This is a genomic window from Solwaraspora sp. WMMD791 (genome assembly GCF_029581195.1).
Classification (GTDB): Bacteria; Actinomycetota; Actinomycetes; order Mycobacteriales; family Micromonosporaceae; genus Micromonospora_E.
The window spans coordinates 2,015,001-2,029,933 of record NZ_CP120737.1; the positions used below are offsets into that span (position 1 = coordinate 2,015,001).

A 14,933-nucleotide genomic window follows, 5' to 3' on the forward strand; every position below is an offset into this window, starting at 1 on the left:
ACAGTTTGTTGGGTTACCAAAGAAACTAATTTAGCCGCCGCCGCTGCCGGCCGCTCCATCAGGGAGCATCGAGCGCTCGCAGCGCCCCCGGGTGCCGGAAAAGGAGACCGCATGCCGTACCGTCCGCCTCTGGTCCCCCACGAGACCTTCGTCGCCGACCCGCCCGACCTGCCGGTACGCGCACCCGGCGAGCAGGGCCTGTCCGCGCTGGTGCGCGCCGAGGTGGTCGGCACCGACGGCGGCGGGGTGACCTTCAAGGGCGCCACCGCCGACGGCGACTCGATGACGGTCTCCGTCAGCGCCGCCGGCGACGGAGTGGTCCGGGTCCGACTCAGCGCCACCCCCGACGCCCGCAGCCGCTCCGCCCGGGCGATCCCGCTGGTCGACGCCCGACCGTACCCGGCGACCATCACCGCCAGCGACGACATGGTCCGCGTCGACGCCGGCGCGGTCGTCGCCGAGATCCGGCTCGACCCCTGGCACCTGCGGTTCCTCGACCCGCAGGGCCGGGTACTGCTGAACCAGAACCGGGGCGAGCGCGACATCAGCGGCCGGCTGCGTACCCTGCCGTTCGGGCGGTCGCTGGTGGACGGTGCCGTCGCCGCGTACCACGAATGCTTCGACGCCCCCGGCGACGAACGCTTCGTCGGGCTCGGCGAGAAGTTCACCCGGCTGGACAAGCGCGGCCAGCGGGCGCTGATGTGGAACTTCGACGCCTTCGGCGCGGAGTCGGACCGCTCGCACAAGAACGTTCCGCTGTACCTGTCCGACCGGGGCTACGGGGTGCTGGTCGACAGCGGGATGCCGGTCGAGTTCGACATCTGCGCGTCGACGCACAGCTGCGTACAGATCCTGGTGCCGGACGACCTGATCGACTACTACGTGATCGCCGGGCCCACCCCCGCGCAGATCCTGGACCGCTACGACGGGCTGACCGGCCGACCGGTGCTGCCGCCCAAGTGGGCCTTCGGCACCTGGATCTCCTCCGGGTTCTACGTGGACACCCAGGAGCTGGTCCTGGAGCGGGCCCGTCGAATCCGCGCCGACGGCATCCCCTGCGACGTGCTGCACCTGGACTGCTACTGGCAGGCCGACGGCGCCTGGTCCGACCTGGCCTGGGACGCGAAGAACTTCCCGGACCCGGCCGGCATGCTGGCCACCCTCGCCGAGCAGGGGTTCAAGGTCAGCCTCTGGATGAACCCGTACATCATGACCGGCAGCCCGGTCTTCGCGCAGGCCGACGCGGCCGGCTACTTCCTGCGCCGCGCCGACGGGTCGACCTACATCGCCGACGTCTGGCACGGCTCCTTCCCGGTCTGCGGGATCGTCGACTTCACCAACCCGGCGGCCACCGAGTGGTTCACCGGACTGCTGCGTGACCTGCTGCGCCAAGGGGCGATGGTGTTCAAGACCGACTTCGCCGAAGGCGTGCCGGCCGACGCGGTGGCGCACAACGGGATGACCGGCGTCGAACTGCACAACGTCTACACCCTGCTGTTCAACGACGCGGTCGCGGCGGTCACCCGGGAGGTCGCCGGGCACGGCATGGTCTGGGCGCGTTCGTCGTTCCTCGGCGGGCAACGGCACCCGGCGCAGTGGAGCGGCGACGTCAACGCCACCTGGCCGGGAATGGCCAGCACGCTGCGCGGCGGGCTGTCGCACGGGCTCTCCGGCGTACCGTTCTGGAGCCACGACGCCGGCGGCTTCCACGGCACCCCGACCCCGGACCTGTACGTCCGGTGGGCCCAGTTCGGTGCGCTGTCGCCGCTGGTGCGCTTCCACGGCACCACCAGCCGGCTGCCGTGGGACTTCCCCGACGACGCCGCGCACGACGCGGTCGAGGCGATCCGGTTGCGGTACCGGTTGATGCCCTACCTCTACTCGGCGGCGGTCGCGGCGTCGCGCACCGGCGCGCCGATGCTGCGGGCCCTGCTGTTCGACACGCCGGCCGACCCGGCCGCGTGGGGTGCCGAGTTGGAGTACCGGCTCGGCCCCGATCTGCTGGTCGCCCCGATGATCAACCCGGACGGCCGGCGGCAGGTGTACCTGCCGGCCGGCGAGTGGGTCGACTACTGGACCGGCGAGACCCACTCCGGCGGGCGGTACCTGCTGGTGCAGGTGCCCCGGGAGCGGGTTCCACTGTACGTACGCCGGGGTGCGCTGATCGCCACCACCGAGGTGGGTGACGTGGTCGGCGACGGCCCGTTCACGGAGGTGACGCTGGTCAGCTGGGGTGGCGTCGACGCCGAGACGGTGGTCAGCGACGTCGACGGCGACACGAGGGTCACGGCGGTCCGCGACGGCGACACACTGCGGGTCACGGTGGACGGGCCGCTGGCGGTACGCCGGGTGGAGGTCGTCGCGGTGGCCGGCACCGAGGCACCGACCACCGTGGTGCTCGACGGCGTCACCGGCTGCAGCTGACCCCGACCCCCCTGCTCCCGACGATCTTGCACTCATCGAGAAGATTTGTCCAAGTTGTCCATTGATGAGTGCAAGATCGTCGGGAGCAGGGCCGAGGTGGGGGGTGGGGTGACGGTCAGCCCTTGACGGCACCGGTGATGACACCCTTGGTGAAGTGCCGCTGCACGAACGGGAAGATGATCACGGCCGGCAGTACGGTGATCACCACCACCGCCATCTTGACGGCCAGGGTCGGCGGGTAGGCGCTGACCCCGGGGATGTTCACCGGCGCGCCGGTCACCGAGGGCGACTGCCCAGCCAGGATGTAGCTCTGCAGCACCCGCTGGATCGGCCACTTGTCGTTGTCGTCGATGTAGAGCACCGCGTTGAAGTAGGCGTTCCAGTAGCCGACGGCGTAGAACAGGCCGACCACCGCGATCACCGCCCGCGACAGCGGCAGCATGATCTGCCAGAGGATGCGGAACTCGCCGGCACCGTCGATGCGGGCCGCGTCGATCAGCTCCGCCGGGACGTTCATGAAGAAGGCCCGGATCACGACCAGGTTGAACACGCTGATGGCGGTCGGCAGGATCAGCGCCCACAGGCTGTTCTTGAGCCCCAGACCGGTGACCACCAGATAACTCGGCACCATGCCGGGATAAATGAGGAAGGTCAGCAGGAACAGGAACAGCAGCGGGCGGTGCGCGACCGAATCCCGGCGGGACATCCCGTACGCCGCCAGCACGGTCAGCACCAGGCTGAAGGTCGTGCCGACGACGGTGACCAGGGTGCTGACCCAGACCGCCCGGCTGATCTGGCCGCCGGAGAAGATGTTCACGTACGCCGACAGATCGATCTCGCGCGGCACCACCACCATGCCACCGGTGGCGTTGATGGTCTCCCGGGAGGCGAGACTGGTCACCAGGACAGACCACATCGGAAAGAGCACCGCCAGCACCATGGCGGTCAGCACGACGGCCTTGACACCCTGGCCGACGACGCTCGGCGGTTCCTCCCAGACCGGTCTGGCCGGGGCACCCCGGCGGCGGCGCCCCGGCGGCGTAGCGGCCGGGTCGGGTCCCGGCCGACGGCCGCGGATCAACGGGTTGGCGATGCTCACCTGGAATACACTCCCTGCTCGCCGAGGCGGTGCGCGAACTTGTTCGCGGCGATGATCAGGACCAGACCGATGACGCCCTTGAACAGACCGGCGGCCGTGCCCATCCCCCACTGCTGCGGGATGATCGCCTGGTAGTAGACGTAGGTGTCGAGCACCTCGGCGGCCTGCCGGCCGACCGCCTCGCGTTGCAGGATGAACTGCTCGAAGCCGACGCTGAGCGCGTCACCGAGCCGCAGGATCAGCAGCAGGACGATCACCGGCCGCAGGCCTGGCAGGGTGATGTGCCACAGCCGACGCCAGCGGCCGGCCCCGTCGGCCGCCGCCGCCTCGTACAGATTCTGGTCGATGGCGCTCAGCGCCGCGAGGAAGATGATCGCGCCCCAGCCGACGTCCTTCCACACCGACTCGGCGGTGACCAGGACGATGAAGGTGTCCGGGTTGCTCATGATGTTGAGTGGCTGCAGGCCCGCCTCGCGCATCCGCTGGGCGAGCAGACCGGCACCGCCGAGCATCTGCATGAAGAACGTGACCACCAGCACCCAGCTGAAGAAGTGCGGCAGGTAGACGACGCTCTGGACGATGCCGCGAATGCGGCGCGACAGGATGCTGTGCAGCAGGATCGCCAGCAGGATCGGCAGCGGAAAGAAGAAGACCAACTGGAACGCGGTGATGGTCAGCGTGTTGAGCACCGCGTCCCAGAACGCCGGATCCCGGAACAGGGTCTCGAAGTTGCCGAAGCCGATCCACTCGCTGTAGACGAACGCCTCGAAGGCGTTGTCGCCGACCCAGGGGTTGTAGTCCTGGAAGGCGATGACGTTGCCGAGGGTCGGCAGGTAGTGGAAGACCACCAGCAGCAGCGCGGCCGGGGCCGCCATCGCCAGCAGCGGCCAGTCGCGGCGCAGCCGGGCCCGCAGCGGCACCGTCCGCCGGCGGGTGCGCCGGCTATCTGGAGTACGGCGTGACCGGCGGCCACCGTCCGGGGTGGGCTGGTCCGGCGACCGCCGACCCCGGTCGTCACCGGAGCCGGCGGTCACGGACGTCTCGACCGAAGTCATCGATCATTGTCTTCGAGCGCCTTGCGGAAGAAGTCGCGCCCCTCGTCACCGCCGCCGCTGCGCCACTCCTGGGTGATCTGCTCGAGGTCGCTGGTCGGCCGTCGGCCACGCAGCACGTCAAGGATCTTGTCCTCGGTCGGCTGGCCGACGCGGGAGTAGTTGGCCGGCAGCTCCAGCTTGATCCCCGCCCACGGGTTGGGTTCGAGCCACTTGACCGTCTCGTTGGAGTAGCCGAGCAGGGCCTCGACGAAGCCGGGGACGTCGGCGGTCTGCACGATCGCCGGGTACCGTCCGACCAGGAAGGTGTACTGGTCGGCGATCTCCTGGCGGCCCAGCTCGGTCAGCTCCGGGCTGCCGTCGGCGCCGGTGGTGTGGTGCTGGCCGGCGACGCCGTACTGCCGCAGGTGGTACTCCTCGGTGCCGAACGGGGCGGCGCACCAGTTGAGCACCCGCAGGATCTCCTCGACCCGCTCCTTGCCCAGGCCCTTCTTGACGAAGGTGTAGAAGATCGGCTTCTCCTCACCCCAGGCGACCGGGTCGCTCTGACCGTCGGCGTGAAAGATCGGCACCGGCCGCATGTCGAACGTGGGGGTGATCTGTCGCTGCTCGGAGTACATGCCGCGCCAGGCACCGACACCGTCCTCGTAGCAGATCATCCGGCCGCTGTTGAACAGCTGCTTGGCGTCGGCGGAGCCACGGCTCTCGACGATGTCCGGGTGCACCAGGCCCTCGGCGAACAGCCGGGTGGTGAACTCGAGTGCCTCGCGGTACTCCTCGGTCTCGTACTTGAACTCCAGGCCGCCGCCGTCGGTGCGCCGCCAGCCACCCTGCGCGCCCGGTACGCCGTAGAACATCTGCACCATGTTGAACACCGAGCCGAACGCCCAGACGCCCTTGGCCGGGTCGGTCATCGCCTTGCCGAACTCGTACAGCTCCTCGATGCTGGTCGGAGCCTGTACGCCAGCGGCGTCGGTGAGGTCCTTGCGGTAGAACAGCGCGTACGGGAACGGACCGTCGGTCGGCCACGGCACCGCCGCCAGCCGGCCGCCCCAGACCGCGTACTGCCAGGCGCCGGTGGGGAAGCTCGCCAGGTGCGGGTACGCCAGCGCGGCGTCCCCGGCGAGGTGCTCGGTGAGGTCCTCGAACAGCGCGCTCACCGCGTCGGAGAAGCGCGGGATCTTGTCGATCTCCCAGTTGGGGGCGCAGAGCAGGTCCGGTACGTCGCGGGCGCCGAGAGCGGCGCTGAGTTTGTCGGCGTAGGTGTTGCCGTCCTGGACGCTGAAGTCGATCGGCACGCCGAGCTGAGCGTTGACCGCCTGCAGGTAGGCGTTGCGGTCCAGGCCGGGCGGGGTCGGGCCCCACCAGGGGGTCATCGCGGTGAGCTGCTGGCCGCTGCTCGCGGGCGTCTCGGTGACCGCCTTGACCAGCTGTGTGGGGTAGGTGAGGTAGCCGTCGGCGATCGGCCGGACCCCGGCGATGTCGGGGGTGATCAGGTCGACCGGCTGGTACTTGGGCAGTACGGCGCTGATCGAGTCGACGTTGGTGGCCGTGCCCTGGGTACCGGCCGGCCGGCTGCAACCGGTGAACAATCCGCCGCCGGCGACGGCGGTGGCACCCAGGCCGAGCAGGCCCAGGAATCGACGTCGATTGGTGGCCGCGCCCGCGAGGGATGGATCCACGGCGCGCTCCCTTCGGTGATCGGGCGAGCGGTCGCCCGCGAGAAACAGGGACGATGCCACTCGGAGTGGGGGATGTGTGGGTGCGATTCGCACGCTAGAGTTAGTTCGTCTGGTGACTAAACAAAGTAGCCGACGGTGACAGGTGCCACAAGGGAGACCGACATGACGGGAAGCAGCAACGGCGGCGCACCCGACGCCGGCCCGTGTCAGGCACCTCGACGCCGCCCCGGCGGCCGGCTGGCCGCCCGCCGCCACCCGGCCCGCCGCCACCCGGCCCGGCCGGCACCATGGCGGGTCCGCACGGGTTGCCGCCGTACCATGGCGACCGGGGCGTAACGTGATCACCATGCAGAGCGGCCCGCAGCCGGCGGACCTCACTGACGTACGCGCCACCAACCTCGCCGTCGTGCTGCGCTACGTCCGTACCCACGCGCCCTGCTCCCGGGCGGACATCGCCGGTGCCACCGGGCTCAACAAGGCCACCGTCTCCAGCCTGGTGGCCGACCTGATCGACCGGCGGCTGGTCCGCGAGACCGGGCTGACCGAGCACCGGATCGGCCGACCGGCGACCATGCTGGTGATCGACGGCGACGCGTACGCCGCGATCGGCATCGAGATCAACGCCGACCACCTCACCGCCGTGGCACTCGACCTGGCCGGCGGCGAGGTGCTCTCCTGGCGGCGTGCCTTCACCGGTCTGGCCGCCACCCCGGGTCGGGCCGCCAGCACGGTGGCCGCGCTGGCCAGCCGGGCCGCCGCCCGGGTCACCCGGCAGGGCCGACAGGTGCTCGGGCTGACCGTCGGGGTGCCCGGACTGGTCGACCACGACGGCCGGGTCTGCCTCTCCCCCGAGCTCGGCTGGCGCGACGTCGACCTGCGCGCCGACCTCGTGCGCGCGCTGCGCGGGCCGACGTACGAAGTGATCGTGGACAACGACGCCCAGCTCGCCGCGTTGGCCGAGCACCGGCACGGACCGTACGCCGGCACCGCCAACCTGGTGCACCTGACCGGCGGGGCCGGCATCGGTGCCGGACTGGTGGTCGACGGCCGGCTGCTGCACGGCGGCCGGGGCTTCACCGGTGAGATCGGCCATCTGCAGCTCGACCCGGCCGGGCCGCCCTGCCGCTGCGGGGCGAACGGCTGCCTGGAGGCGCTCGCCGGCATTCCCGCCCTGATCCGTCGGGTGCTGCCCGACGCCGAGATCGACGGCCCGCTCACCGACTTCGCGCCGGAGATCGAGCGGGTCCGGGCGGCGGCCCGGGCCGGCCAGGCACCGGCCCTCGCCGCGCTGGCCGAGATCGGCCGGCACCTCGGCACCGGCGTGTCCATCCTGGCGAACCTGATCAACCCCGAGGTGGTGCTCCTCGGTGGGTACTTCGTGCCGCTCACGCCGTGGCTGTTGCCGGCCGCACAGCAGCAGCTCACCGCGCGGACCGTGGCGCCGCAGGCGGGTGGCACCGTACTCGCGGCGTCCACGTTGGCCGGTGGCGCGGCGGCTGTCGGTGGCGCGGCGCGGGCCATCGCGGCGATCGACAACGGACGGATGCCGACCCCGGTGGGCAAGCCCGCCGGCTGACCTGAGGCCGTCCGGGTCGGCACCCCACCACCACCGAGGGAGCACCGCTGACCGACCCGTCGCCCGCGACCCGTCACCGACATCAATTCGTGGCGGGCCGGCTCTTGACCGCCGATGCCGATGGATGTCAACCTCAAAGGGCTCCACGGTTAACACGTGCGAAACGCGGTCAACGGTGGGGCGTTTTTCAGGACGGCCGTCGAAGCGCTTCGAGCCAGCGCTTCCCGGGCAGGCGGCCACCCTCCACTTCGTACCGCCGCCTGCCCGCACCCTGGGCCCACGAAGCGGTTCGCCGGACCACTTCCGTCCCGACGCGGGCGTCCTTGCCGATCCCGGAAGGCGTTCCACCATGAGCGACAGCACGTTCCGCGACCCCGAACTGCCGGTCACCGCCCGGGTCACCGATCTGCTCGGCCAGCTCACCCTCGACGAGAAGATCGCCCTGCTGCACCAGCACCAGTCGGCGGTGCCCCGACTCGGCCTGCCCGCCTTCCGGACCGGCACCGAGGCCCTGCACGGCGTGGCCTGGCTCGGCCCCGCAACGGTGTTCCCACAGGCGATCGGGCTCGGCGCGACCTGGGATCCGGACCTGCTGCGGGAGATCGGCGAAGCGGTCGGCGACGAGGTCCGCGCGCTGCACCACAAGGACCCCGTCGGCGTCGGCCTGAACGTGTGGGCCCCGGTGGTCAACCCGCTGCGCGACCCGCGCTGGGGGCGCAACGAGGAAGGGTACGCCGAGGACCCCTGGCTCACCGGCGAACTGGCCACCGCGTACGCCCGGGGGTTGCGCGGCGACCACCCCCGCTACCTGCGGACCGCGCCCACCCTGAAGCACTTCCTGGGCTACAACAACGAGACCGACCGGGCCACCACCAGCAGCAACCTGCCGCCCCGGGTGCTGCACGAATACGAACTGCCCGCCTTCCGGGCACCGCTGGCCGCCGGCGCGGCGGTGGCCGTCATGGCCTCGTACAACCTGGTCAACGGCGCTCCGGCGCACCTGAGCCCACTGATCGACGGCGAACTGCGCCGTTGGAGCGCCGACGACGTGCTGGTGGTGGGCGACGCCGGCGCCGCCACCAACATCGCCGGCGTCCAGGGATTCCGCCCCGACCACGTCGCCGGCTACGCCGCCGCCCTGCGGGCCGGCATCGACAGCTTCACCGAGGACGACACCGACGCCGCGCCGACGATCGGGCGGATCAGCGCCGCGCTGGCGCAGGGTCTGCTGACCGAGGCCGACATCGACCGGGCCGTGCGGCGCATCCTCGCCGTACGGATCCGGCTCGGCGACCTGGACCCGGCAGAGGCGAATCCGTACGCGGCCACCGGCACCGATGTGATCAACTGCCCGGCGCACCAGGAGTTCGCCCGGATCGCGGTCCGCGAGTCGGTCGTGCTGCTACGCAACTCCCCCGCCGGTCCTGCCGGCCAACCGTTGCTGCCACTCGACGCCGACCAGATCCGGCGGATCGCCGTGATCGGGCCGCTGGCGGACACCGTGCAGACCGACTGGTACTCGGGAACCCTGCCGTACGCGGTGACGCCACGCGCCGGGCTGGCCACCCGGCTGGCCGGCGCGACCGTACTCCACCACGAAGGGGTCGACCGGATCGCCCTGCGGGTCGGCGCCGGCACCACGTACCTGCGGGCCAGCGGCCGTGCCGACGGCGGACCGGTCACGGCCACCGTGCCGGAGGCGGCCCAGGACACCTGGTTCGACGTGTTCAACTGGGGCGACGGGGTGATCGCGCTGCGCGGCGTCGCCAACGGCCGCTACCTGGCCGCCGACGACGACGGGATCCTGGTCGACGACCGGACCGGTCCCGGCGGCTGGGTCGTCAACGAGACGTTCCGGCTGGTCCGCACCGACGACGGCCGTACGGCGCTGCACCACCTGGCCCGCGACCGGTACGTGATGATCGACCCGGACGGGCTGCTGCGGGCCGACGGCACCAGTGCCGACGCGGCGGCGGCGTTCACCGTCGAGCTGATCAGCGACGGCGCCCGGGAGGCGGCGGCGCTGGCGCGCGAGTGCGACGTGGCGGTGGTGGTGCTGGGCAACCATCCGATGGTCTGCGGGCGGGAGACCGAGGACCGCACCGACCTGGCCCTGCCCGCCGCCCAGGCGGCGCTGCTGCGCGCGGTGCACGCCGCGAACCCGCGGACCGTGCTGGTGCTGACCAGCAGCTACCCGTACGCCGTCGACTGGGCCGACCAGCATGTCCCGGCGATCGTCTGGTCGGCCCACGGCGGGCAGGAGTACGGCACCGGGCTGGCCGAGGTGCTCTGCGGCGACGCCGATCCCGGTGGCCGACTCACCCAGACCTGGTACCGCGCCACGGCGGACCTGCCCGACCTGCTCGACTACGACATCATCGCCGCCGACGCCACCTACCTGTACTTCCGGGGCGAGCCGCTGTACCCGTTCGGACACGGCCTGAGCTACACCACGTTCGCCTACGACGACCTGCGGCTGTCCGCCGCGCAGGCGGGAGCCGACGAGGAGGTCGAGGTGACCATCACCGTCACCAACACCGGCGGGCGTGCCGGCACCGAGGTCGTCCAGCTCTACACGCGGCAGCGCACCTCGCGCGTCAAGCAGCCGCTGCGCCAACTGCGGGCCTTCCGCAAGGTCCGGCTGGAGCCGGGCCAGCGGGAGCGGGTACGGTTCCGGCTGGCCGCCGCCGACCTGGCGACCTGGGACGTCACCCAGGGGCGACGGGTGGTGGAGTCGGCCCGGCACACGGTGGCGGTCGGCCGGTCCTGCACCGACCTGGTGGCCACCGCGACGCTGACCGTACGGGGCGAGCGGATCGGCCCCCGCGACCTGCTCGCCGGCCCGCTGTGGGCGGTGGACAACGACGACTACGCCGCGGTGGCACCGACCGATCAGGTCGACGGCCGGGTGGCGGTCAGCGCGACGCAGGACGGCGGCTGGCTCGCCTTCACCGGTGTCGACTTCGGACCAGGTCCGACCACGGTGACCGCCCGGGTGGCCCAGCGCAACGTGCTCTGCCGGGCCGGCGCCGACGACGCCGCGCCCGACCGGGCCGTCGACGCCGCGACCGTGACGTTGCGGCTGGACGACCCGCTGACCGGTCCGATCGCCGGTACGCTGCGGGTGCCCGTGACGGGAGGCCGGCACGACTGGGCGGACGTCGACACGCCGCTGCGGGGTGTGTCCGGAGTTCGAGATCTGTATCTGCTGTTCAGTACGGCAGGCGCTACGGTGAGCTACCTGAACTTCGTCGGTGCCCCGCCCAGCGGCCGCGCCGGGGACGAAGGGGGAGCTTAGTGTCCACGCGGTCACTACCACCGGACGACGGGCCGGCCGGTACCGGCAAACGGCCCGACATGGTGACGATCGCCGACGTCGCCCGGCACGCCGGGGTGGCGGTGAGCACGGTGTCCTATGTGCTCAGCGGCAAGCGGGCGATCTCGGCGTCGACCCGCGAACGGGTACTGGCCAGCATCCACGCGCTCGGCTACCACCCGCACGCCGGGGCACGCGCGCTCGCCAGCCGCCGGGCCAACGTGATCGCCCTGGTCCTGCCGTTGCGCTCCGGCATGCACCTGCCGGTCCTGATGCAGTTCGCGACCAGCGTGGTCACCACCGCCCGGCAGTTCGACCACGACGTACTGCTGGTCACCGCCGATGAGGGCGCGGCCGGCCTGCGGCGGATCGCGGCCAGCGCGATGGTCGACGGCATCGTGGTGATGGACGTCGAGATGCGCGACCCTCGGGTGCCGTTGCTGCGCGAGCTGGAGCGACCCAGCGTGCTGATCGGTTTCCCGGCCGAGGCAGCCGGTCTGACGTGCGTGGATCTGGACTTCTACCGGGCCGGTGAGGTGTGTGTCGCACACCTGGCCGCTCTCGGACACCGGCGGATCGCCCTGCTCGGCGCCCCGTCGGTGGTCTACGAGCGGGAGACCGGGTTCGCCCACCGGACCCGGGCCGGGGTCACCGAGAGTGCCGCCCGGTACGGCATCGACGCCGTCGCCCAGCCCTGCGAGGAGAACTACGACGCCGTCCGTCGGGAGCTGGCCGGGCTGCTGCACCGCAACCCCGGGTTGACCGCGCTGGTGGTGCACAACGAGGCGGCGGTCGGCCACGTGCTTGCCGCGTTGCCGACGTTGGGCCGGCAGGTGCCGGACGACATCTCGGTGGTGGCGATCTGCCCGGACGAGGTGGCCGAGCGCTCCGGTCCGGCATTGACCTCGGTACTGGTGCCGGCGGAGGAGGTCGGTCGGCAGGCGGTGGCCCTGCTGATGCGCAAGGTCGACGGCGAGTCCGTCCCCGCCGCCACCCTGCTCGACCCACGGCTGACGGTACGGGCCAGCACCGGCCAGGCGGTCGAGGCGCGCGCCGAGGTGGTCCCACCGGGTGCCCGTCGACCGGGCGCCAGGCTGGGGCGAGGTGCCTCGTCGACCCGGCGGGCGGCCGGCGCCGGCACGGCCTGACCGGCAACGCTCGCGGAGCGCGGGGGATCGGCGGCGGCCGCAGACGGCGGGTCGGGCAGGCGGCGGCCGCAGACGGCGGGTCGGGCAAGCGGCGGCCGCAGACGGCGGGTCGGACCGGTCCGGATCCGCCGGATCGGGTTGTCTACCGGGCCGATTCTTGATCGACTCGACATCGTGGCGGATGACACCGAGAACCCGACGACTCCGGCAGCGCCGCAGATGGCCGCCGACGACTTCCGGCGGTACGGGCACGCGGTCGTCGACTGGATCGCCGACTACTGGCAGACGGTGGAGCAGCACCCGGTGCAGTCGACCGCCGCACCCGGCGCGGTGGCCGGGGCGCTGCCGGCCGCCCCGCCGGAGCAGGGCGAGCAGTTCGACGCGATCCTCGCCGACCTCGACCGGGTGGTGGTGCCGGGCCTGACCCACTGGCAGCATCCGGGCTTCTTCGGCTACTTCCCGGCGAACACCTCCGCGCCCAGCGTGCTCGGTGACCTGGTCAGCGCGGGGCTCGGTGTCCAGGGCATGCTCTGGGCGACCAGTCCCGCCTGCACCGAGTTGGAGACGGTGGTCATGGACTGGCTGGCGCAGTTGCTGGACCTGCCGAAGCGGTTCCGGTCGGATTCCGCCGGCGGCGGGGTCATTCAGGATTCGGCGTCGTCGGCGACGCTGGTGGCCACCCTGGCCGCGCTGCACCGGGCCAGCGGCGGCGACTGGCGCGCCGTCGGCACCGCGACCAGCACGGGCGCCGCTGGCGGCTACACCGTCTACACCTCGACCCAGGGGCACTCCTCGATCGAGAAGGCGGCCCGGATCGCCGGCGTCGGCGCCCGGGGCGTCCGGCTCGTCGACGTCGACCCGGTGACGTTGGCGATGCGCCCCGACGCGCTGCGTACGGCGTTGGCCGCCGATCTGGCCGCCGGTCGCCGCCCGGCGATCGTGGTCGCCACCATCGGCACCACCTCGACCACCGCGATCGACCCGGTGGCGGAGATCGGGCCGGTCTGCGCCGAGTACGGGGTCTGGCTGCACGTGGACGCCGCCTACGCCGGGGCGGCGGCGATCTGCCCGGAGCTGCGCTGGACGCATGCCGGCCTGGAGTGGGCCAACTCCTACTGCTTCGATCCACACAAGTGGCTGCTGACCGGCTTCGACTGTGACGCGTTCTGGGTGGCCGACCGGGCCGGGCTGGTCGAGGCGTTGACGGTGATGCCGGAGTATCTGCGCAACGCGGTCACCGAGTCGGGAGCGGTACTCGACTACCGGGACTGGCAGGTGCCGTTGGGTCGTCGGTTCCGGGCCCTCAAGCTGTGGTTCGTGCTGCGCTGGTACGGCGCCGAGGGCCTGCGGGCGCACGTGCGGGCCGGGGTGACCCACGCCGCCTGGTTCGCCGACCAGGTACGGGCCGACGACCGGTTCGACCTGGTGACCGCCGGCCCGTTCGGGCTGGTCTGCTTCCAGTTGCGGGACCGGCCGGACGAGGTCGCCGAGGCGCTGCTGCGGCGGGTCAACGCCGACGGGCGGGTGCTGCTGACCCACACCCGGGTGGCGGGCCGGTTCACGCTGCGGTTGGCGGTGGGCGGGCCGCGTACCGAACGCCGGCACGTCGCCACCGCCTGGCAGTTGATCTCCGACGCCGCGGCGGCGAGCTAGTCAGCCCACCAGTACCGACCCGTCGCGATCCCGATCCTGGTCGACGGCGGCCCGGTCGGTCCGCCGTAGCACCCGCAGCGCCAGCAGGAGGGCGACCACCCAGGCGACGAGGACGGCACCGTACCCGCCGTACCGGACGGCGTCGGGGGCGTCGAACGCGCGCAGCAGGGTCCGCGAGTTGGTCAGCACGATGAGTCCGCCGACCGCCGCGCCGAGCAGTTGGGCGGGCACGACCCGGACCAGGTAGGCGGCGAGCGGTGCGGCGATCAGCCCGCCGACCAGCAGCGCGCCGACGATCGGCAGGACGAAGCCCTGTGCGCCGAGGCCGATCAGGAAGCCGACGCTGGCGGCCGCCGCGACGAGGAACTCCGAGGTGTCGACCGAGCCGATCACCTTGCGGGGTGCCATCCGGCCGGAGACCAGCAGCGCCGGGGTGGCCACCGGGCCCCACCCGCCGCCGCCGGTGGCGTCGATGAAGCCGGCGGTCAGGCCGAGCGGGGCGAGGAACCGGCTGCGCAGCGGCGGGCGTTCGCGCCGGGCGGTGACCGGTCGGGCGAAGCGGACCAGCAGGTACGTGCCGAGGGCGAGCAGGATGCCGGCCATCCAGGGGCCGGCCGCCTCGGTGGAGATCGAGCTGAGCACGGTGGCCCCGGCGAAGGCGCCGACCGCACCCGGTACGGCGATCCGCGCCACCACCCGCCAGTCGACGTTGCCGAAGCGCCAGTGGGCGGTGCCGGAGGCCAGGGTGGTGCCGATCTCGGCCAGGTGCACCGAGGCGCTGGCCGATGCCGGTGCGACCCCGGCGAGCAGCAGCAGCGTGGTGGAGGTGACCCCGTACGCCATCCCCAGCGCACCATCGACCAGTTGCGCGAGGAGTCCGACCAGGGCAAGGACCAGCAGTTTACGCACGACACACCTACTTCGTCGACCAATCCTATCGAGTTAGTAGAGAATGCGCCTCACGACATGCTCCTGTCAACCGG

The 14,933-nt window shown here is 71.9% G+C and carries 10 protein-coding genes; 6 read left to right on the forward strand and 4 right to left on the reverse strand.

Annotated features, from left to right (window positions below; genetic code table 11):
- Positions 1-111 precede the first annotated feature (111 nt).
- Positions 112-2,424 (forward strand): TIM-barrel domain-containing protein, encoded by a 2,313-nt coding sequence (locus tag O7623_RS08750; RefSeq protein WP_282228103.1) that lies wholly within the window; start codon positions 112-114, stop codon positions 2,422-2,424.
- A 115-nt stretch (positions 2,425-2,539) separates the two neighbouring features.
- Here the strand turns inward: O7623_RS08750 and O7623_RS08755 are convergent, their stop codons facing one another.
- The 3 genes from O7623_RS08755 to O7623_RS08765 are packed head-to-tail and all read right to left on the reverse strand — an operon-like array spanning position 2,540 to position 6,257.
- Positions 2,540-3,523, reverse strand: coding sequence for a carbohydrate ABC transporter permease (locus O7623_RS08755; RefSeq protein WP_282228104.1), 984 nt, complete (start codon positions 3,521-3,523; stop codon positions 2,540-2,542).
- Positions 3,520-4,578, reverse strand: a complete 1,059-nt coding sequence (locus O7623_RS08760; protein ID WP_282228105.1) for an ABC transporter permease subunit — start codon at positions 4,576-4,578, stop codon at positions 3,520-3,522. Before O7623_RS08760 ends, O7623_RS08755 begins: the two co-directional genes overlap by 4 nt.
- The gene (locus tag O7623_RS08765) at positions 4,575-6,257 is read right to left on the reverse strand and encodes an extracellular solute-binding protein (RefSeq protein WP_282228106.1); all 1,683 of its coding nucleotides are present in this window, start codon (positions 6,255-6,257) and stop codon (positions 4,575-4,577) included. Before O7623_RS08765 ends, O7623_RS08760 begins: the two co-directional genes overlap by 4 nt.
- 162 nt (positions 6,258-6,419) lie before the next feature.
- On the opposite strand from O7623_RS08765, the gene O7623_RS08770 reads away from it, so the two are divergent.
- The 5 genes from O7623_RS08770 to O7623_RS08790 all read left to right on the forward strand — a co-directional run bounded on the left by O7623_RS08770 (position 6,420) and on the right by O7623_RS08790 (position 13,950).
- Positions 6,420-6,593, forward strand: a complete 174-nt coding sequence (locus O7623_RS08770) for a hypothetical protein (RefSeq protein WP_282228107.1) — start codon at positions 6,420-6,422, stop codon at positions 6,591-6,593.
- Between the two features lie 10 nt (positions 6,594-6,603).
- Positions 6,604-7,833: an ROK family transcriptional regulator gene (locus O7623_RS08775; protein ID WP_282228108.1), complete on the forward strand. Its 1,230-nt coding sequence runs from the start codon at positions 6,604-6,606 to the stop codon at positions 7,831-7,833.
- Positions 7,834-8,182: 349 nt separating this feature from the next.
- Positions 8,183-11,131, forward strand: coding sequence for a glycoside hydrolase family 3 protein (locus tag O7623_RS08780; protein WP_282228109.1), 2,949 nt, complete (start codon positions 8,183-8,185; stop codon positions 11,129-11,131).
- On the forward strand, positions 11,131-12,297 hold the full coding sequence (locus O7623_RS08785) for a LacI family DNA-binding transcriptional regulator (protein ID WP_282228110.1): 1,167 nt from the start codon (positions 11,131-11,133) through the stop codon (positions 12,295-12,297). Before O7623_RS08780 ends, O7623_RS08785 begins: the two co-directional genes overlap by 1 nt.
- A 174-nt stretch (positions 12,298-12,471) precedes the next feature.
- A complete protein-coding gene (locus tag O7623_RS08790; RefSeq protein WP_282228111.1) occupies positions 12,472-13,950 on the forward strand; it encodes a pyridoxal-dependent decarboxylase in 1,479 nt (492 codons plus the stop codon).
- Here the strand turns inward: O7623_RS08790 and O7623_RS08795 are convergent, their stop codons facing one another.
- Positions 13,951-14,859: a sulfite exporter TauE/SafE family protein gene (locus O7623_RS08795; RefSeq protein WP_282228112.1), complete on the reverse strand. Its 909-nt coding sequence runs from the start codon at positions 14,857-14,859 to the stop codon at positions 13,951-13,953.
- Positions 14,860-14,933: the final 74 nt, after the last annotated feature.